The 18,107-nt window shown below is 69.4% G+C and carries 19 protein-coding genes; 5 read left to right on the top strand and 14 right to left on the bottom strand.

Annotated features, from left to right (window positions below; all coding sequences use genetic code 11):
• Window positions 1-131: 131 nt before the first annotated feature.
• From H7H31_RS23705 to H7H31_RS23680, 6 genes are all read right to left on the bottom strand, one after another.
• Complete coding sequence (locus H7H31_RS23705) at window positions 132-545, bottom strand: cupredoxin domain-containing protein (protein ID WP_187063644.1); 414 nt, start codon at window positions 543-545, stop codon at window positions 132-134.
• Window positions 546-937: 392 nt separating this feature from the next.
• Window positions 938-1,888 (bottom strand): hypothetical protein, encoded by a 951-nt coding sequence (locus H7H31_RS23700; protein WP_187118074.1) that lies wholly within the window; start codon window positions 1,886-1,888, stop codon window positions 938-940.
• Window positions 1,889-1,957: 69 nt separating this feature from the next.
• Window positions 1,958-2,374: a peptidase inhibitor family I36 protein gene (locus H7H31_RS23695; protein ID WP_187063642.1), complete on the bottom strand. Its 417-nt coding sequence runs from the start codon at window positions 2,372-2,374 to the stop codon at window positions 1,958-1,960.
• Between the two features lie 568 nt (window positions 2,375-2,942).
• Window positions 2,943-3,404: an NUDIX hydrolase gene (locus tag H7H31_RS23690; RefSeq protein WP_187063641.1), complete on the bottom strand. Its 462-nt coding sequence runs from the start codon at window positions 3,402-3,404 to the stop codon at window positions 2,943-2,945.
• Entirely contained in the window at window positions 3,401-3,784 is a 384-nt protein-coding gene (locus tag H7H31_RS23685; RefSeq protein WP_187063640.1) for a hypothetical protein, read from the bottom strand. The genes H7H31_RS23690 and H7H31_RS23685 overlap by 4 nt, the downstream gene beginning before the upstream one ends.
• On the bottom strand, window positions 3,777-3,968 hold the full coding sequence (locus tag H7H31_RS23680) for a hypothetical protein (protein ID WP_187063639.1): 192 nt from the start codon (window positions 3,966-3,968) through the stop codon (window positions 3,777-3,779). Before H7H31_RS23680 ends, H7H31_RS23685 begins: the two co-directional genes overlap by 8 nt.
• Before the next feature lie 145 nt (window positions 3,969-4,113).
• Between H7H31_RS23680 and H7H31_RS23675 the strand changes: the two genes are divergently transcribed.
• The 4 genes from H7H31_RS23675 (at window position 4,114) to H7H31_RS23660 (ending at window position 7,591) form a co-directional block, all read left to right on the top strand.
• Window positions 4,114-4,941 (top strand): helix-turn-helix domain-containing protein, encoded by an 828-nt coding sequence (locus tag H7H31_RS23675; RefSeq protein ID WP_187063638.1) that lies wholly within the window; start codon window positions 4,114-4,116, stop codon window positions 4,939-4,941.
• Entirely contained in the window at window positions 4,938-5,156 is a 219-nt protein-coding gene (locus H7H31_RS23670) for a DUF397 domain-containing protein (RefSeq protein WP_187063637.1), read from the top strand. Before H7H31_RS23675 ends, H7H31_RS23670 begins: the two co-directional genes overlap by 4 nt.
• 304 nt (window positions 5,157-5,460) lie before the next feature.
• On the top strand, window positions 5,461-7,131 hold the full coding sequence (locus H7H31_RS23665) for a restriction endonuclease fold toxin-2 domain-containing protein (protein ID WP_232110046.1): 1,671 nt from the start codon (window positions 5,461-5,463) through the stop codon (window positions 7,129-7,131).
• Between the two features lie 7 nt (window positions 7,132-7,138).
• Complete coding sequence (locus H7H31_RS23660) at window positions 7,139-7,591, top strand: hypothetical protein (RefSeq protein ID WP_187063636.1); 453 nt, start codon at window positions 7,139-7,141, stop codon at window positions 7,589-7,591.
• 300 nt (window positions 7,592-7,891) lie between these two features.
• Here H7H31_RS23660 and H7H31_RS23655 read toward each other — a convergent pair whose 3' ends face one another.
• The 8 genes from H7H31_RS23655 to H7H31_RS23625 all read right to left on the bottom strand — a co-directional run bounded on the left by H7H31_RS23655 (window position 7,892) and on the right by H7H31_RS23625 (window position 14,979).
• The gene (locus H7H31_RS23655; protein ID WP_187063635.1) at window positions 7,892-8,158 is read right to left on the bottom strand and encodes a DUF4235 domain-containing protein; all 267 of its coding nucleotides are present in this window, start codon (window positions 8,156-8,158) and stop codon (window positions 7,892-7,894) included.
• On the bottom strand, window positions 8,155-8,694 hold the full coding sequence (locus H7H31_RS23650; RefSeq protein WP_187063634.1) for a DUF3618 domain-containing protein: 540 nt from the start codon (window positions 8,692-8,694) through the stop codon (window positions 8,155-8,157). Before H7H31_RS23650 ends, H7H31_RS23655 begins: the two co-directional genes overlap by 4 nt.
• On the bottom strand, window positions 8,691-9,110 hold the full coding sequence (locus H7H31_RS23645; RefSeq protein ID WP_187063633.1) for a phage holin family protein: 420 nt from the start codon (window positions 9,108-9,110) through the stop codon (window positions 8,691-8,693). Before H7H31_RS23645 ends, H7H31_RS23650 begins: the two co-directional genes overlap by 4 nt.
• Window positions 9,111-9,381: 271 nt before the next feature.
• Window positions 9,382-11,526: a CocE/NonD family hydrolase gene (locus tag H7H31_RS23640; RefSeq protein ID WP_187063632.1), complete on the bottom strand. Its 2,145-nt coding sequence runs from the start codon at window positions 11,524-11,526 to the stop codon at window positions 9,382-9,384.
• Between the two features lie 63 nt (window positions 11,527-11,589).
• Window positions 11,590-12,897 (bottom strand): ATP-grasp domain-containing protein, encoded by a 1,308-nt coding sequence (locus tag H7H31_RS23635; protein ID WP_232110045.1) that lies wholly within the window; start codon window positions 12,895-12,897, stop codon window positions 11,590-11,592.
• Window positions 12,898-13,170: 273 nt separating this feature from the next.
• The gene (locus H7H31_RS34665; RefSeq protein ID WP_254391327.1) at window positions 13,171-13,299 is read right to left on the bottom strand and encodes an LPFR motif small protein; all 129 of its coding nucleotides are present in this window, start codon (window positions 13,297-13,299) and stop codon (window positions 13,171-13,173) included.
• A 381-nt stretch (window positions 13,300-13,680) separates the two neighbouring features.
• Complete coding sequence (locus H7H31_RS23630) at window positions 13,681-14,169, bottom strand: ATP-binding protein (protein WP_187063631.1); 489 nt, start codon at window positions 14,167-14,169, stop codon at window positions 13,681-13,683.
• A gap of 321 nt (window positions 14,170-14,490) precedes the next feature.
• Window positions 14,491-14,979: an iron chaperone gene (locus tag H7H31_RS23625; protein ID WP_187060017.1), complete on the bottom strand. Its 489-nt coding sequence runs from the start codon at window positions 14,977-14,979 to the stop codon at window positions 14,491-14,493.
• 392 nt (window positions 14,980-15,371) lie between these two features.
• Here H7H31_RS23625 and H7H31_RS23620 point away from each other — a divergent pair, with 392 nt between their 5' ends.
• Window positions 15,372-18,032 carry a GDSL-type esterase/lipase family protein gene (locus H7H31_RS23620; RefSeq protein WP_187060016.1) on the top strand — a complete coding sequence of 887 codons (2,661 nt, stop codon included), beginning with the start codon at window positions 15,372-15,374 and terminating at the stop codon, window positions 18,030-18,032.
• The last annotated feature ends 75 nt before the right edge of the window (window positions 18,033-18,107 follow it).

Raw genomic sequence — 18,107 nt, 5'->3', positions numbered from 1 at the left:
TGCACTGCTCGCTGAGCGGTTTGTGAGCCCGACCACATCTTCACTCCCACCCGGCGACGGTGCTCGATCACCTCGCTGCTCGGCCCAGCGAGCACCGGGCCGGGCAGCGAGGGCCAAGGGACTGTCGGGGATTACCGGACGACGACAACGCCGGTGATCATCGGGTTGAGCCGGTCGTGGTAGCGGAACATGCCGCGCGCCGGGAACACCCGGCGGAAGCTCTGGCCGGGGGTGAGGACCCCGCTGTCCCAGCCGGGGCCGTCGGAGGTGACGGTGTGACCGAAGCGGTCGTTGTTGGTCCAGCGCACCGTGTCGCCGGGTCTGACGGTGACGGTCTGCGGCACGAACCGGTTGTCCTCGATGATCACGATCACCTCGGCGGCGGACCGCTGGGCCGCGTCGGGCGCGGCGGTTGTGCCGGGCGCGACGGGTACGCCGGCCACGGCCGTCGCCGGGCCCGGCAGGAGCACGCCGAGCGAGAGCGCCGCCACCAGGGCGGTGAAGAGACGGTAGAGGCTGAGGTGAGGAGCGGCGGGGCGTTTCATGGGGCAGCCTTTCGTACAGTCCGTCCGCTGGGACCGACCTCCGCGCCGGTACCGACCCCACGCGGGCGTCGGTGGCACTCCCCTAACGCCGCGCGCGAGACCGCCAACACGGGCCGTCACCCGGACGAGCCCCCCTGACCGGCAACGCCGCGTCCGACCGCTGCACCGGCGGGGGTGCGCGGTAGGGCCGTACGGGGCGGGCACGACCAGTCGCGCGGGCCGCGCCGCACCGCGTACGGGTCGCACCACACCGTCTGTACGGGACACGCGAGAGCGGCGCCGGGGCGCGCACGGGGGCCGCCGCCCGGGCCACGGGGCCGGGCGCCCGGGCCGACCGGCGCTCGCCGGCCCGGTCAGGCGCGGAGTGGAGTGGAGTGGAGCGGTGGCGATCCCTAGCGGCCCGCCACCGCCGCCTTGGCCAGGCGCTGGCGCTCGTCGATCGTCGTTCGGATATCGGCCAGTTCACCGCGGTGTCGGTCGATCTCGCGCTGCTGGTACGCGGCTTCGACCGTCCACCAGACGCCGATCACGTTCTCCTGCCGCTTGCACACCGCGTCCGCCGTCGCGGCGCGCCGTTCCGTCGCCGACGGAGTCGGTGTGCGCCACGCGGGATCGTTGCTGGCCGCGACCGGATCGGCGTACGAGAACCCCCGGTCGCGCATGCAACGGGACCAGCGCGTGAAGACCTCCTGCACCCGGGGGTCGCGCCGCGAGCGGTCGAAACTCCTGGCGGTGATGCGTCTGGCCAACTCGGCGTCGCCGCCTCCGTCACCGTCCCGAGCCTTGAGCGCGTCCATCGCCCGCCCGAAGCAGCCACCGTTGGGAACGGTGCGCCCGTTGATCCGCTGGCCACCCTTCGCCTCGACGGAACCCGGCATGACCTTGGGGTCATCGGTACCGCTGAGCACGAGGGACATGCGAGCCGGAAGAGACGGCGTCTCGCGCTCCGGCTTTCCACCACGGGGGCTTCCCGGTGGGGCGAAACCGTGCATCGCGGTCACTTTCGGATCGCTGACGCCGTAGCGGTACTGCGTCCGGTTACGTGGGCGAAAGCCGGGCTTGGGCGGAGGGTCGTAACGGAACCCGAAGCCAGCCATGCACCGTGTGATCAGAACATGTCGGGCCCGCGCGAAAGTGTCCTCCTCCCGGTTGGTCAGCACATACGCCTCCGCGGGCAGGGGGCGGTCCTCGGGTTTCGTGATCACGGGAATCGCGGAGCTGTTGACGGAGGGGGGCGAATCGACAGAAGGAGTGGCATCGACGGAACACCCGACCGTCGCCACGGTTGCCGTCAGGAACAGCGCGGAGGCTGTCCGGATATGGGCTCGCATGTGGGCGACCACCTCGATCTCTCAGAGCAATAGAAGGTGCCCCGCCCGACGGACGGGCAGGGCACAAAGCCACACTCGAAATCAGTGGTCCCACTTGCCTGACGCGTTGTTGTTCTTGGCCACGTCGAGATTCCTCCAGGTCCAAGGCGGGACGCCGTCCCAGTCCCCCACGTAGTTACTGTTCACGTAGATCCTGATCCCGTTTCCCGCATCCGCGTTATCCGCTGAAGCCACGTTGTTCTTCACGGGCTGACCGGCGCCGGCACTGCCGGCGTCGCTGGCCGTGAACACGTACCCCGCGTAATTGCTGATGTTGTAGCGGTGCTGGAACATTGCTCCCTTGAGGTCCGAGTTGTAGTACAGGCAGATGTGCTTGTCCTGGCATCCCCCCGTCGTTACCGCCTTGGGAGCGGCCGAGGCGGGAACCCCGGCCAACGTCATACCCATGGCAGTCATACCGGAGATCCCCAGAGCGAGCAGGCGAAGCTTCTTCTTCATGTCCGTCTCATTCCGTTCGTATGCCTGAATTCCTGCTTCCTGCATTTCCGCGCACGTGCTGTCGTTCACCACACTGATCGGCTCGCCGAGGTACGGCGTACGGCCACAGAGGTGGGCGCACTGACCGGTTGTGCTCTCCTCGCCTCGACGCTCACCACGCGGGAAAACGGCGGATACTGCGCGTGCTCGCCGAAAGCGGGAAGTGACGCCGATGGCTGGAGAGGAATGCGGAACGCACGCCAGTCTTCGCCTCAGGTACGGAACGCGCCGTTCAATCGAGAGGTGCGGCGGCCCCGGAACAGATAGAGGGGCACAGAGTGTGGGCGGATGCCCCACGCACGTCGCCGCATTCGCCCCGGGCCGCTTTCGGGCACCCCGTAGAGATCGCCATTTATGGGGACTTCCTGTCGCGCCGTCGCATCGAATCACGGAGCCTGAGCGCCCGCCTACGAACTATCGCGCCATGCATGCTTGTTGGCGCATATGTCCTCATGCATTGCGACACCACCCCTACCCGGCACGGGCAGGCACCCGCCCGCGCCGGCTCGCCACACCTCGGCGGCGCTTCCTAGCCCAGGACGAACGGCGGGAGCTTGGCCACGGCCGCGCCGAGGGCGACGACCAGTTCCCGGTCGTCGGCCAGCGCGTCCGCATCCGCCCAACGCCGCCGATGCCGCCCCGGATGCGCACAGGAGTTGGCGCCGCCGGTCACCTCCGCGTCCTCGCCCGCCACCCATCCCCCGTCCACGACCAGCACCACTTCGCCGGGCCGCCCGCGCGTGGCGAGCCGCTGGTCGACGGCGAGCACCCGGTGCACGTTCGGCAGGGTGAGGCCGAGGGCGTGCGCCACCCGCTCGGCCGCGCCCATCACCAACTCCCCGCCCCGCAGTACGACGCTCGGCGCCTGCCACGGGCCCGCCCCGTCCCGCACCTGGAGCACCTGCGGCCAGCCGGCCGCCACATCGCCGGGCGCGTCGGCGTTGACCGGCTTCCACACCAGCAGGGTGACGCGTACGCCGTGCGTGCTCACGAGGCACCTCCCGAGGCGTGCGCGGGCAGGGCGGCGGGCACGATCCCGCACGCGTCGGGCGTCTTGCCGTTGGTGGTCATGACGCCGGCCTCGGCGTCCCCGTCCGACCAGAAGAAACTGCCGGGCCCGGCGAGGGCGTCGAGCGTGAGCTGCACGCGCTGGGTGTTGGGACGGAGCGCGGCAGAGCCGTTCGACTCCTTCGCGAACAGCGACGCCTCGTACGCGAGTTGGAACTCGACGTCCGCGACAGGCTTCCACCGCGCCGCAGCGGGATCGAGCGGCACCGCGTCGGCGAGGAAGAACCGCAACACGGCACCGGAGACGGTCCGTACGGTGTGCTGCCCGGTCAGCACCCGGACTCGCGGATCGACCTCACCCATCGGCCACCGCCGCGCGGTGGCGCGGGCAACGGCACGGCCCCCAGGCGGTGGAGCAGAACCGCGCCTCCCACTCGCCTTGCGTCATGGCCTCGGGGTCCACACGGATGGTCGTCGGCGCGGCGAGGGGGACCGGCTCTTCGCCGGGGCGTTGGCGGTAGACCTTGATGGTCATGGTGTGTTTCATGCGCGGTCCTTGCTGCCATACCAGACGATCACGGATTGCGATCGTTCGCTTACAGCGTTGCCGCGTCATGCCTTAAGGTCCACGCTGGACATGAGACCAACTGCCGCTTGGTATGGGGCTAAAGAGACGAAGGGTGGGCCGAGGGGTGGAGTTGCACGAGGACGACCACAAGACGACCCCTAGAGCACTGATCGGCCGGCAGCTCAGACGACGACGGACAGCCGGAAACCTGTCGCAGCGAGCACTCGCCGATGCGATCGGCTACCCGGGCTCGTACATCTCGCGCGTCGAACGCGATGAGCAGTTGCCGTCCGAAGCCCTCGCGCGCGCCTTGGACGAACACTTTGGGACGCTCGGGCTGTTTGCGGACCTGCGGTCGATGGCCGAAGAAGCCTTGGTCGCCGCCTACTCACAGAACTTCATCGACCAAGAGTCGCGTGCAGCGCGCATCGAGGTCTTCACAAGCTCGATCATCCCGGGGCTCCTGCAAACAAAGGATTACGCGCGGGAACTACTCAGGACCAGCTTGCCTACCGACCTCGCTAACGAGGTCGACCTACGTGTTCAGTCACGGCTCGAAAGACAGAAAATGTTCGAACGCGACGCTCCACCCTTCTTCTGGGCCATCTTCGATGAAGCGGCACTTCGCCGGTCGGTCGCCAGCAAAAGCGTAATGGCGAACCAAATGAAACGGCTCCTGCAATACGCGCAGGAGCCGTACACGGAGGTCCAGGTACTGCCATTTGACGGGGGGTTGCATCCCTTCCCCGGAGGCAGCGTGACCCTGCTCACCATGAAGGACGGCTCTCGGAAGACCAGCCTCGTGGAAAGCTTTGGTACCGGGGTAGTGATCGACACACCTCGCGACCTCGTCGACCTGGAGCAGCGTTTCGACAAAGCACGCGCTCAGGCGCTACCTCAGCCCGCGTCCTTGGCACTGATCCGCACCTACTTGAAGGAGTACGAACGATGATCTCCAACTCCTCCCAGCTCGATGGCTGGGCGAAGTCCTCGTACAGCGGCGTCGAGGCGAACGCCTGCGTCGAATGGGCCCCCACACAGGCGGCCACCACCGGGGCCGTCCCCGTCCGCGACAGCAAGGACCCCCACGGCCCAGCCCTCACCTTCGAGCCGGCCGCCTGGAGCGCGTTCATCACCGCCGTCAAGGCTGGCGACTTCACCGGCTAACCGGCCAGCCAGTGCGCAAGGCGCCCCGACAGCCACAGCCTGGCCGGCTGGCTCGCTCGGGGCGCCTCGTGCGTAGTGTCGCTCCTCACACCGGCCAGGAGTTCCCCGGAGCATCCAGCCACGCCCGTTCCTCGTTCCACCAGCCACTCAACGACAGGAATAGTCACAACCGCTGACGCGATAGACGCAGCCGCGACATGGCCGCTAGTGTCAAATCTCTTTGACGGCGGCCTAGTTGGGGGGACGAATGTCGTTCGACAGGGAATGGGCGCAGTGCATGTCCGCGGCGAAGGAGTCGGCGTCCGTGCGCATCAACAGCCTGGACGACGGAACCGGGGGACGTGGCCCCATCGGGCGCCCTCCCGGCAGCGCGACACCGGATCTTCATATCTCGAAGCACGATATGGTCCTCAGTTCGCTCGGCCTGATCGAGGTCATGAGAGGCGTACGCGACACGGCCATCGCCCTAGGCTCGGAGCTTGAGAAGCAGAAGGGTATGGCTGGGGACGACGACGCCGGGCGCGCCTTCCGCAAGGTGTACAAACCCGCGGCAACCACCACTTTGGACCAGATGGGTGAAAGCACGTATTTCCTCGGCGAGACTGGCCGCGGGCTGATGCGCACCGCCCGCGAGTTGCTCGCTGAGGACAGCCGGAGAGCAGCCCAGTTAATGGGCCAGCAGCAGGACCTCATATCCGGTATGGGCGACCCTGGAGAGGACTGTAGCTCCTCGTACCTTGGCTTGGGGCAAGACTTGCCAGAAGTGGTGGGCGACACCGCCTGGTATCGCCAGTACGCACCCGGCGGTGGCGAACGATACCGCGGCGACGCCAACAAAGTGCGGGACGTAGCCGGCTCTTGGCGGCATGCCGCCAGCATTCTGGAACGAATGCTGAGCGACGCTCAAACTTACGCCTTGACTGCGAACAACGCTCACGGCGGAGAAGCTTCCCAGGCATTCGACCGTTACTTTCGTCGCAGCGTCGGTTTCGCATCACCACCGGAGACAGCGAACGAGAGTGAAACGTTGATGGCAAACCTGGTTGCGGCTTGCAGCCAACTAGCCAAGGCATGTGACAAGTACGCCGAGCACATCGACGATGCCATCCGCCAAATCGAGCTGGACAGGATCGACCTCTTCGGAATCGAGATATCCTCCCCACCGATGTTTGGAGGCAACGGCAATGACGGCGGCCTCAACAGCGCCGTCAACGGCGACCCACACATCGCCGCGCTGGGCAGCGTCGCACATGCTCTGGACACCTCCCAGGCTCGGGTGAAGCTGCCCGGCACCGACAACGACCCGGGCTGGGGTCTGCCCGCGTTTCCGATACCCGTGCCGGTGCCATTGCGAGTTCCCTTCGTGCTGGCCTCCTCTCCCATCGATCCGTCGGTCCCCACCAAAGACCCGATTGCCCCAGACCCAGCTTCAGGGCACCGCTATCTCACTTCGTCCGAACAGACCCAGTTCCGCACCTGGATGAACTCTCTTACCCCGGGAGGCTTCGCCGGAGGAGGAGACACAGCCACGCCAGCCAATGCCTACCAGTTACGCGTTGCCGGATATCCGGAACGAGAGCTCCCGCTACCGGAGAGGGCAACCGGACCCAGCGGCAAGGGCATGATGGCCGATGGACTGCGTCCGGCTGATGGATACGTAATCGACTCCAAATATGTCAAGGAGCCGAACTGTGAAAACCCGAAGACGTTTCGCAGCCTACAGGCAGTGGATAAGGCGTTAGCGAAACCACCGAAGATCGCCGCTGACGGGAAGATGAAATTTGACTTCCACCTAGAGTTCACCTACCCCAAGGAAGGCGCGGAGTTGGCCCGCTATCGGGCCGCTTTAGGGAATCCGCAAAATAGCCAGCTAAAGGGCCTTGAGATCATCACCAACGACAAAAACTCGGCTGCTTACTGGCAGTTCATGATGAGCACGAGCGGCGTCAAGGGCGACGCCCGCTACGTACCGTAGGAGCGCTATGACCACCTGGACCGACCGCCGCACCACCTTCGCGTTCACCCCACCGTCAGATGACGCGACCGCTTGGGCTTTCAAGCTGGATACCCTGGCAGCTCACCTGAAACGCGAGTTCCCAGGGGCGTGGACAAAGCCAGAACAGCAGTTGGGTCCGGGTCGCGCGAACGGGCTCTCCTTCGAGATCCAACTGCCGGATGGCACCTGGCTGCGCGGCCTGGCTACCCAGGTTCGCGCCGACTCCGGCGCGGTGTCGGTCATGGACGCCACCGCCCGCGAGGCGGCCGTACTCGCCGTCTCGCTGCGCGACAACTTCGTCCCAGCCTCCAACCTCATCGAGTTCTACAGCGACCTTGGGGTGGAGATCGGGCATGGCCCTGATCCTCTGCCCGCGCAAGGCTCACTAGAGGAGATCGCCGCCGTCCTTCAGGAGCATCTCAACACCGTGGACGCCTGAGCGCGGCGATTCACCGGGCAAGGTGCCCCGACAGCCATAGCCTCGCTGGCTCGGAGTGCCTCGTGTGTGGCCTCGCTGCTCACACCGGAAGAGATTTCTCCGGGCATCCAGCCACACCCGCTGCCCGTCCCGCGTGACCGTGAGGCCAAAGCGCGTGAGGTCAGGGTGCGAGCGGCACGCCCCACCGACTGGCCCACCCCCACCCCCGCGCCACCCGAACTGATCCGCGCCACCCCGAACGCACGGCGGGCCCGCCCTCGGTGAGGGCGGGCCCGGCGCCGGCCAGGTTCCAGGTGGGGGTCAGTCGGGCCAGGTGCCGGTCAGGCGGCGGGTGGCGATGGCGCCGGCCCGGTCCACGGCGGTCTTGACGCCGGCGAAGATCGCGCCGCGCACGACGGCCGCCGCCAGCACCTCGCCCCAGGCGCGGTGCTCGTCGGTGGCGTCAGGCGCGTCGTCCTCGTGCCCGAGCCGCTTCCAGACCTGGTCGAACACCATGCCGGCGAGGATGCCGCTGGCAGCGCCCAGGGCGAAGCCCACGGGCTTGTAGGCGAGTGCGACCGGCTTCATCGGGACCGCCGGACCCGGCGGGCGACGAGCAGCGTGACGACCAGCACGCCGGTCACCGCGAACAGCGGGGTGCGGTTGGCTCGGGCCAGGTTGACGCCCTGGCTGGCCTTCTCCAGCACCGGCTCGGGCGCCTTGTCCCGGGCGAGCTGGCCGACCTGGGTGGCCTTGTCGCGGATCTGCTCGGAGGCGGCGACCGCCTTGGCGCGTACGGGCTCCGGCGTCTTCTCCCGCACCAGGTGGGCGGCGTGCGTCGCCTTGTCCTGCAACTGGGTCCTGGCCTGCGCGGTCTTCTCGTCGAGCTGCTGCTTGGCGGCCATGGCCTTCTCCTGTGCGCGGGCCTTGACGTCGGCCTTCTCGGCGAGGGACTGGACCGTCTCGCCCAGTTCCTGGCGCGTCTCCTCGGCCTTGGCGCGCAACGCCTCGGTGGTGGGCTTGGCGTTGGTCTCGGCGTTTGACTCGGCGGTGGACTCGCCGGTGGTCTTCGTGGTCTCGGTGGTGGGACTGGACTCGTTCGTCTGCGGCTTGCTCTTGGTCATCGGTGTGCCCTCTCCTTGATTTCGGCCACGTCGGCCTTGACGCTGTCCACCGTCTGTTCCGGCACGGGCGGGGCCGCCCGCCTGATCTGCTGCTTGCCGAGGGCCGCGAGGAGCGCGGCGACACCGGCCAGCACGGCGGTGACGATCAGCGCGGCGGCCCACACGTCGAGCACGAGGGCCAGGGCGGCGATCGCGGTGGCGACCAGTGCCTGCAGGGCGAGGACGCCCACCAGGCCGGCGCCGCCGAACAGGCCGCCGCCCTTGCCGAAGCGCTTGCCCTTCTGGGCCATCTCCGCCTGCGCCAGGCGCATCTCGTCGCGTACGAGTTGGGACAACTGCTGGGAGGCCCGCTGGACCAACTCGCCCACGGGTTCCGTGGTGCGGTCGTGCGGGTGCGGGGAGTCGGCTGTGGTCATCGGCGTACGCCCATCCTTCCTCGGCGGTCCGGGCGGCGGCTTGGGGTCGGTCGTCGTGTTCGACGGGTACCCCTTGGCGGCGGCCATGTGGCGTCTCTCCCTGGGTGTGCTGGGTGTGCGGCTGTCGGTAGGTGCTTCGGGTACCCCGGTCGGGCCGTCTTACGACGCGCGGGTGACATGTGTCGCCGTACGGTTCGCGCGGCGGCCCGCGTGGGGTGGGGCTGCGGGCGGGGCCGAGGCCGCGCGCGGTCGGGCAGCCGCCCCGGGTGGGTCACAGGCCGTCGCGGGGCACCGTCTCGTTCCAACTGCGGGAGAAGACCCGCCGGTCGCCCTCGTATCCGTCCAGCGTGGCGTCGACCTGGAACTCGTGCTCGTCGCAGCGCAGCACCGTGCGGGTCTCCACGCGGACGTCCCAGTCGTCACGTCGGAAGCGCATGGTCCAGGCCGACTCGCCGCTGGGTGAGGTGAAGTCGTCGGCGACGGACGTGTAGCGCTCGTAGGCACGGCTGCCCACGTCCAGGTTGATGTCCTCGTAGCGCACCAGGCCCCGGTCCTTCACGATCTCCAACTCGGCCTTGTAGTCGACCAGGTCACGCCTGACGTCCCAGCGCTCCTCGACCGGGCTGAGCCGGGTGGTGCGCAGCGGCGGGGCTCCCTCCGGTTCCCCGAACGGCCGCGCCGGCTCCTCGTCCCGGTCCGCCGGGCGCACCGGCAGTGTCAGGGTGCTCGTCCCCTCGTACACGCTGAGCAGCACGGGGCGCGGGGGCGGCCAGGCCAGCGGCCAGTACGAGGTGGACAGGGAGAGCCGGATGCGGTGGCCGGGTGGGAACGCCTGGGCGACGCCGTTGAGTTGGATGACCGCGCGGTAGCGGCGTCCGGGCTCCAACGGGGTGGGGTCCGCGGTGCCGTCGCCGCGGCCGATGTTGAGGATGCCGTACGTCACCCGCGTCGCGCTGCCGTCCGGCGCCACGTCGGAGATCCGGGCGGCGACCTGGGCGACCGGCTCCGAGACGGCGAGGTCGAGTTCCACGGTGGGCGAGCCGAGGATCTCCACCCGCTCGGTGAGCTGGTCGGTGTCGAAGACCAGCGAGCCGCCGTCCTCCTCGCGCTGGTCGTACGGCAGGTCGGGGGGCGCGTTGTAGGAGGCCCACTTTCCGGCGAACTGGCCCACGGACAGCGGCGAGCGCACCGTCATCGCCTCGCCCGGCTCCCCGCGCCGGTCCGCGTCGTCCGCCGCCACCGGGGGGCTGGCCTCGGCGTCCGCGCTCACGCTGGCGTCGGCGGCGGGCCCCGGCGCCGAGCCGGCCGCGCCGGGCCGGCCGATGCCACCGGGGGCCTCCTCGGGGGTGCCGATGCGGTGTCGGGTGAGGGGGTGGGTGACCTGGCGGATGTGCGGCGAGGGCCAGCCCGGCTCGGCGACCCAGCGGCCGGGGCGCTCCGCGTACGAGGTGGAGGGGGGCACGGTGTCCTGCATCCAGGTGCGCAGCATGGGCCCGTCCATCACCCCGTTCTCGATGCCCTTGAGCCAGCGGTCCCACCAGCGCACGACCTCCTGGAGGTAGCCGATGGCCGGCCCCGGCTCGCCCAGGTGCGGGAACTTGTGCGACCAGGGCCCGATCAGGCCCTTTCGGGGCACGTCCAGGTTGGCGAGCAGCCGGGTGACGGCGTTGGAGTAGCCGTCGGCCCAGCCGCTGGAGGCGAGCACGGGGCAGCGTACGGCCTGGTAGTCCTCGCAGACCGACGCGCGCCGCCAGTAGGCGTCCCGGCGCTGGTGGCGCAGCCACTCCAGGACCCACGGCTCGGTGTTCTCCAGGCGCTCGTGCCACATCTCGCGCCAGCGCTCCCCGACGACGGCCGGGTCGGGTGGGCAGGTGGCGTAGGCGAACATGGTGCCCGCCTCGGCGAGGTTGTCGGAGAGCAGCGCGCCACCCATGTAGTGCATGTCGTCGGCGTACCGGTCGTCCGTGAAGGACGCGATGACGATGGCCCGCAGGCTCGGTGGCTGGCGGGCCGCGACCTGGAGCGCGGCGAAAGCGCCCCAGGACAGGCCCATCATCCCGGTCGTGCCGTCACACCAGGGTTGCTCGGCCAGCCAGGCCAGCACCTCCTCGGCGTCGGCCTGCTCCCGCTCCAGGTACTCGTCCCGCAGTACGCCCTCCGAGTCCCCGGTGCCCCGCAGGTCGACGCGGACGCAGGCGTAGCCGTGACCGGCCAGGTAGGGGTGGTGGACGGAGTCGCGTACGGAGGTCAGGTCGCGCTTGCGGTACGGGATGTACTCCAGGATCGCCGGGACCGGCTCGTCCTCGGAGGAGACGGGTCGCCAGACATGTGCCGACAGGCGCACGCCGTCGGACATGCGGATGGTGAGGTGCTGCTCCTCCTTCGTCGCGTACGGCAGGTCGCTCACGTGTCGCATGGGTGGGGATCGCTCCTTCCTCGCGCCCGCGTCGCCTCGCGGGCGGTCCGGCTGGCGGGGCGCTCAGCGACCCGGCTCGGCCGGGCCCTCGGGGGGTGTGACCTCGAACCGCTGGTTCAGGGCCGCGACGCAGCGGTCGTACTTCTGACGCAGTTCCTCCTCGCTGTCCCCGCCGGTGACGATGTGGGCCACCTCGTAGCTGTAGTTGTCCTGCTCGCGGGCGTCGGAGAGGTTCTCGCCCCGGGTGGGGACCAGGGCGATGCTCACGCCGGGCACCTCGCGTTCGATGCGCTCGATGTCGGCCTGGCTCGGCGTGGCGCGCACCTCGGCGTCGGCGAACCAGCGGTAGTACCACTTGGCCGCCATCCGGTACCGGCCCTCGCGGTACGGGAGGGTCGGGTCCTCGCCCAGCGCGAGGCGGACCATGCAGTGGTGGTTGGGCACCCCGTCCACGTACTCGAAGAGCAGCGCGTGCGACTGCGAGTGCCGGGGGTTGATCTCCAGCAGGTTGATCGCGTCGGCCTGCGGGTCGTAGAAGTACTCGATGCTGAACGTCGCGTTGTCGAAGCCGATCTGCCGCATCACGCGGGCCGAGGCGTCACGCAGTCGGACGAGCACCGGCTCGGGCAGCGTCGAGGGGTACTGGTGGCGCAGGAAGCTGGGGCTGTCCGGGTAGTCGATCGAGTCGAGTACGCCGTAGACGGTGACCAGGCCGTCGTGTACGTAACCCTCCACGGCGACCTGGATGCCGTTCAGCGACTCCTCGGCCAGGCACACCTGGCCACCGGTGCCGATCATCTCGGGCGGCAGCTCCAGCCGGTCGAGCACGTAGTCGAAGGGGCGCCCGACGCGGCCTATGCCCTCCCGTACGCGCCCGACCGCCTCCTGGAACTCCTGCTCGTCGGCCACGCCGAACGCCAACTCGGACGAGTACGCCACCGCGGGCTTGACCCACATCGGGAAGCTCATGCCCGCCGGGGGCTGGGGGCGCTCCGCCGCCAGGTCGACCTGGCCGAAGCCCGGGTACTCGTCGATGGCCTTGCGCTGTTCCAGTCGGCTCCAGTACTTGTGCTCGCACTTGGCGATGGACTCCAGGCTGGTGCCACGGGTGCCGTAGTGCTCGTTCAGGAGGGGCACCAGCGCGCTGACGGGGAAGTCCCAGTAGCCGACGATCGCGTCCACGCCGCCGTCGATGGCGTCGATGGCGCCGATCGCCTTCTGCACCAGGCTGGCCATGTCCACCTCGCCGCCCTGGAGTTCGTCCGGCTCGAACAGGCCGTGGAACGTGAGGTCGTCAGCGCCTGGCATGTTCCGTAGCACCCGGAGGTTGGCCTCGTCCGCCCCGATCACGACGATGTTCTTTCCGCTCACCACTGCTCCCTGTCGTCGGCGTTGTCGGCGTGCGTTCCCGCACCCGACTTCCTCGTTCTTCCGGTCTTCCGCATGCGTTCCGCCTCCTCGGCGTGTCCGTAAGGCCGGCGTCGGGACCGGGTACCCGGCCGGGCCCGCTCGATGTCAGATCGACACTGGTGGTGGCGTGAGGGGTGTCATGGTTTGCGCGAGGCCCGAGGTGCGCGCGGGGTGGGGCGCTCGGCGCCGGGTGGCGGGCGACGGAAGCGCGCCGGGCGCGGAGTGCGGGGGGTGTCAGTGGCGCCCGTGCGCGCTGTCGGACGCGCCGCCGAAGAGGCGGGCGATGGCGCGGAAGGGCAGGGTCACGACGGTGGCGATGGCGCCGCCGATCGAGCGCAGTACGTCAGCGATGGCCTTGAACATGATGGCTCCTCTCCCAGGACTCACAGGTCTCTGAGCTCGGGTTCTCCCGGCCAGGCCGCCCCCGGGTGGGGGCGGTACGTGGATGTGTGCCGGAGTGAGAGTGAGGGTGTCCCGTAACCGGTTCCGCAAACGCGTCGTGACCGCATCGGCCCCACGAAACGCCCAGAACGGCACGGGCCGGGAGGGGCCGGTACGGGCCGGGGAGGGCCGGCAAGGACCGACCGGGAAGGCGGAACGACGCAGGTCGACACGGCCGGCACCCGTCGCCGGCGCACGTCGGTGTGCCCCGGCGGCGGCGGTCGCGGCGGGCGGGGCCCGGGGAGCGCGCCCGCCCGTGCGCGTGCGCGCCGCCCCCGGGCCCCGCTCGCGCCCGCGCGGCGGCTAGGCGATCAGCTCACACCACACGACCTTGCCGCTTCCACGCGCCTGCCGACCGCGCCCCGCGAGCCGGTAGCAACTCCATCTGTCGGCGTATTCGCCGATCAGGCACAAGCCCCGGCCACCCTCCTGGGTGAGGTCCCACGGGCCCGTTCTCGGCGGGGCGGGGAGTTCCGGACTGGTGTCGCGCACGCTGAGCCGCAGCACGCCGGCCCGCCAGGCCAGCCGGAGCGAGGCCGGGCCTCGGGCGTACCGGAAGGCGTTGCTGGCCAGCTCGGAAACCAGCAGCTCAGCGCGGTCGGTGAGGCTGATCGGGCCGTGGACGCGGAGCACGGTGCGGACCGTGGCGCGGGCCACGCTCGGAGCGAGCGGGCTGTGCGGCAGGTACAGGGTGTACCGCCAGGTGCCCAGCGGGGCGGCTATGACCGGTGTCGTCGGAGCGGCGGTCGGGGTGCGGGTGACTGTGGGGGCGACTGGTGCATCGGCGGACATGAGCTTTCCCCTCCGTGGTGAGCTACCTGCCGCTACGCCGTGCGTCGCCCTCTGGCGTCCTGGTGCCCGGGCGATGGTGCGCAGCGGTGCATGTCCGGACGCGGAAACGCCAGCATTCGGTTCATGGGCGACGGTTGGCGCATCACACCCCAGAGGCGGGCGTTTCCCCCGCACTCCCCCCACGGGCGCCACGGGCGCGCCCACAGCCGCGCGCGCCCACCCCGTCGCCCTCCGCCTCACCCCGCCCCACCCGGCTCGGGCCCACCACGGGACGAGCCCCCGCTCGCCAGGGCCGCCCGCCTCACCCACCAGCGCCGTGGCTCAGCTCACCGCCCGGCGCACCAACTCCGCGATCCGCGCCTCCACCTCGGCGTTCACCTCGGTCAGGGCGTAGGCGGCTGGCCACATCGCGCCCTCGTCCAGCGCGGCCACGTCGCTGAAGCCGAGCGTCGCGTACCGGGTCTTGAACTTGCTCGCGCTCTGGAAGAAGCAGACGACCTTGCCGTCGAGGGCGTACGCGGGCATCCCGTACCAGAGCTTGGAGGCCAGGGTGGGAGCGTTTGCCGTGACGATGGCATGCACGCGCTCGGCCAGGACGCGGTCCGCGTCCGGCATCTCGGCGATCTTCGCGACCACGTCCGCCGCCGCCTCCGCCTCCTTCTCCGCCCGCGATCTGCGCCGCGACGCCTTCTTCAACTCCTGCGCGTGCTCCTTCATCGCGGCCCGCTCCTCGGGCGTGAACCCCTCGTGCGCGGCGTCGTCGGCGGTGTTGTGGGAGGCGTTGTGGGAGGTGTTGTCGGCTTTGCTCATGGCGGGCTCCTTCGTGCGGGCCGTGCGGACGGCCGGGTCGTACGCGCTTTGAGACCGGACCCTAACCCGGCGCACTGACAGCGGGCCGGCGCTGACCAGCGCGTACGACGCGCGCGCCCACCGGCAGCGGCACCCGCCCCGCCGTCACCGACTTCAACCGCATTGAGCTTGCAACTACCTGCCTTCCCACAGCGGGAAAAGCCCTCTTTCTTCCTCGTAAGCTCCCGCAGGGTTGGTCGCGTTGAGCGGCCGACTCGCCCCTACGCAGCCCGCCGGCCCCGCGCTGAAGTTCCCGGGCCCGGCGGGACGCGTGCCTGTCCACGGTTCCAGGAGGAACAGTGACAACGAGCTATTCGCTCATACCACCCGGCAGACGGAGATCCTTCGTCAGCGTGGCAATCGTGCTGACCGTGCTGGCCGCCACCTGGTGTGTCGCCATCACCCGCCCCACCGCGGCACTGGCGTCCCCCTCGCAGGACCGGAAGGAACTGGCCGAGTGGTGGGCGCCGGTGCACTTCCAGGACGTCGACACCAGCGGTGAGTCGGGGCTTGGCGGCAAGTCCGACTACATCACCTCCTATGACTTCGACGGTGACATCAACGGGCGCAACAACTGGGAGAACACCAGCGAGTCCAGGCTGCCCGCGCACGTCTACTACTCGGTCGTCGAGACCAAGGGCTTCGCGTACCTGCTCTACACGTTCTTCCATCCGCGCGACTGGGCTGACGGGTCCCTGGACGACTACCAAGAGGATCTGAGCGAGCACGAGAACGACACCGAGGGCGTGCTCGTCATCGTGGAGCGCAACAGTTCCCGGCACGGCACGCTAAAGGCCGCGATCACCGTGTCGCACTCGGATTTCTACTCCTACGTGCCCGAGGACAGCGACTGGACCTCGGGGGCCGAGAGCGTCGACGGCGATCTTCCCCTGAAGAGCAGTCCCCACGGGGACGGGCACAGCCGCCCGTGGACCGCCCAACAGGCGAACACCCACGCCGTGTGGTCCTTCGGCGCCCGGGACCGGTTGCGGGAGCAGTACGAGGACGGGGACGGGGTGCTCTACGTGCCGGGCGGCACGGCGGAGGAGCCCGAGGGCCCCAACGACCGGGACGTGCAGTACACCCTGACGGACGTGTTCGCCAAGGACGGCATGTGGGACAAGCGGAACGACACCTCGCTGTTCGCCACGCCGAACAATTTCGCCGGAGACTTCAGCGACAACCCGCACGGCGTCAGGTGCGGCGGTTTCGAGTACGTTTGCGGCATCAACTCGGCCAGCGCGCCGTGGGCCTGGGACGACGAGACCGACCTCCCCGGCAAGGGCTACCTCGCCACCAACCCGGCCGAGCTGGTGTTCAACTACTTCAACTGGCCCGGTAAGCCCGCCCAGCCCGACCTCGACTACACCTGGAACCCGTACAACGGCATCGCCCCGCCCGATCCGCCGGAGCCCACCGAGTGGCGCGTGATGGGGCTCGGGTCCTCCTCCACCCTCGGTGAGGGAAGCTCGGACGGCAACGGCTACCGGGACACGGCGGACGGGGAGTTCCGCAAAGAGGTCGACCGGGTCGACTGGGTCGGCTCCGTGCGGGTGGGGACGATGAGCGACCGCGACGTCGAAGGCTGGTCCGGGGCAAAGATCGACACGATCGCGGGCAAGGCGGAGTGCGCGGTGAAGACGTACAAGCCCAACCTCGTCACCCTGCTCGCCGGCGGCAACGATGTTCTTCAGGACTACCAGATGGGCGGTGCGATCGGCCGGCTCGAAGGTCTGGTGCGGCAGGTCATCACCGACTCGCCGAAGGCGACCGTGCTGGTGGCCGGGATGCAGCAGTTCCGCGACGCCGCCACGAACGTGCGCGGGAAGGCGTTCAGCGCCCAGATCTCGGCGATGGTCGAGCGGCTGGCGGCGGACGGCAAGCACGTCGCGTACGCCGACGTGAGCGGCCTCACCGCCGAGGACATCGCCAACGACGGCATCCACCCGAACGACGGGGGCCACGAGAAGCTCGGCAACGCCTTCGCCAGTGCGGCCCGGAAGGCGAAGGGCAACGGCTGGATAGCCAGCCGGCCCGAGGCCATGGCCGACAACGCGGGCAGTCACCCCTGCGGGTTCGAGGACCACGGCAGGGGCAAGGACCCGGGCGGTGCCGACGACTCGAACAGGCTGGGCGCGGGCTGGGACGACCGGGGCGTCATCCAGAACAAGCAGTACCCGTCCTCCAGCCGGTTCTGGATGGTCGACATCAACAAGGACCGCAAGGCCGAGTTCGTTGCGGTGGACGACAAGCAGAACATCCGCTTCTGGTGGAACAGCGGGCCGTCGGGCCGCGCGTGGACGCCCTTCGTGGAGGGGGAGAACTCCTACACCCCGAGCCCCGGCGCGGTCGGCAACATGCTGCGGTTCGGCGACGTCGACGGCGACGGCTTCCCCGACTGCATGGTGGTCGAACTGAACGGCAAGGTGCACCTGAGCACCTGGAAGGCCGAGGCCCCGGCGGGCTCGCGGATGTGCATGAACAAGTACGACGGCGTGGCCAGCGTCTTCTCCAAGGGCTCCACCGGCGACCGGCCGTCCATCGACCCGACCACCCAGATCCGGTTCGCCGACGTCACCGGGGGCGGGCGCGACGACTACCTGCTGACCAAGGCGGACGGCACCACGACCGCCTGGCTGAACCGGGGCTTCCAGGTCAAGGAGGACAAGAAGTACCTCGACTGGACCGAGCCCCTGAAGATCGGTAACGCCCTACAGGACCCCCGCCAGATCCGGTACGCCGACATCAACGGGGACAAGCGCGCCGACCGCGTCCTGATCACCGCCAGGGGCGGCGCACGGGCCTGGCTCAACGAGGGCGGCACGGGTGCGAGCGGAAAGTACCGGGACATCGGCAGGATCGCCGGCGACGCGGAGGTCCCCACGAAGGACGTCCAGCTCGCCGACATCAACGGCGACGGCAAGGCCGACTTCCTGCGCATCGGTTGGACCGGCGTCACCCACGCCTGGCTCAACGAGCTGACCCCGGATTTCTTCAAGTCCTTCCACCCGTAGGGAACGCCTCGCCCCGCCGACCCGGGGGGATGGGTCGACGGGGCGAGGCGGCGAGGCCCGCGCCAGCGGCAGGGG

The organism is Streptomyces buecherae (assembly GCF_014295035.1).
Lineage (GTDB): Bacteria > Actinomycetota > Actinomycetes > Streptomycetales > Streptomycetaceae > Streptomyces > Streptomyces youssoufiensis.
This window is presented reverse-complemented; position numbering and strand designations above follow the sequence as displayed.

Bases quoted from the DNA above. Each gene is read 5' to 3' on its own strand.
- H7H31_RS23705 (WP_187063644.1), bottom strand. From the start codon at position 545: ATGAAACGCCCCGCCGCTCCTCACCTCAGCCTCTACCGTCTCTTCACC.
- H7H31_RS23695 (WP_187063642.1), bottom strand. From the start codon at position 2,374: ATGAAGAAGAAGCTTCGCCTGCTCGCTCTGGGGATCTCCGGTATGACT.
- H7H31_RS23685 (WP_187063640.1), bottom strand. From the start codon at position 3,784: ATGGGTGAGGTCGATCCGCGAGTCCGGGTGCTGACCGGGCAGCACACC.
- H7H31_RS23680 (WP_187063639.1), bottom strand. From the start codon at position 3,968: ATGAAACACACCATGACCATCAAGGTCTACCGCCAACGCCCCGGCGAA.
- H7H31_RS23670 (WP_187063637.1), top strand. From the start codon at position 4,938: ATGATCTCCAACTCCTCCCAGCTCGATGGCTGGGCGAAGTCCTCGTAC.
- H7H31_RS23660 (WP_187063636.1), top strand. From the start codon at position 7,139: ATGACCACCTGGACCGACCGCCGCACCACCTTCGCGTTCACCCCACCG.
- H7H31_RS23655 (WP_187063635.1), bottom strand. From the start codon at position 8,158: ATGAAGCCGGTCGCACTCGCCTACAAGCCCGTGGGCTTCGCCCTGGGC.
- H7H31_RS23650 (WP_187063634.1), bottom strand. From the start codon at position 8,694: ATGACCAAGAGCAAGCCGCAGACGAACGAGTCCAGTCCCACCACCGAG.
- H7H31_RS23645 (WP_187063633.1), bottom strand. From the start codon at position 9,110: ATGACCACAGCCGACTCCCCGCACCCGCACGACCGCACCACGGAACCC.
- H7H31_RS23640 (WP_187063632.1), bottom strand. From the start codon at position 11,526: ATGCGACACGTGAGCGACCTGCCGTACGCGACGAAGGAGGAGCAGCAC.
- H7H31_RS34665 (WP_254391327.1), bottom strand. From the start codon at position 13,299: ATGTTCAAGGCCATCGCTGACGTACTGCGCTCGATCGGCGGCGCCATC.
- H7H31_RS23630 (WP_187063631.1), bottom strand. From the start codon at position 14,169: ATGTCCGCCGATGCACCAGTCGCCCCCACAGTCACCCGCACCCCGACC.
- H7H31_RS23625 (WP_187060017.1), bottom strand. From the start codon at position 14,979: ATGAGCAAAGCCGACAACACCTCCCACAACGCCTCCCACAACACCGCC.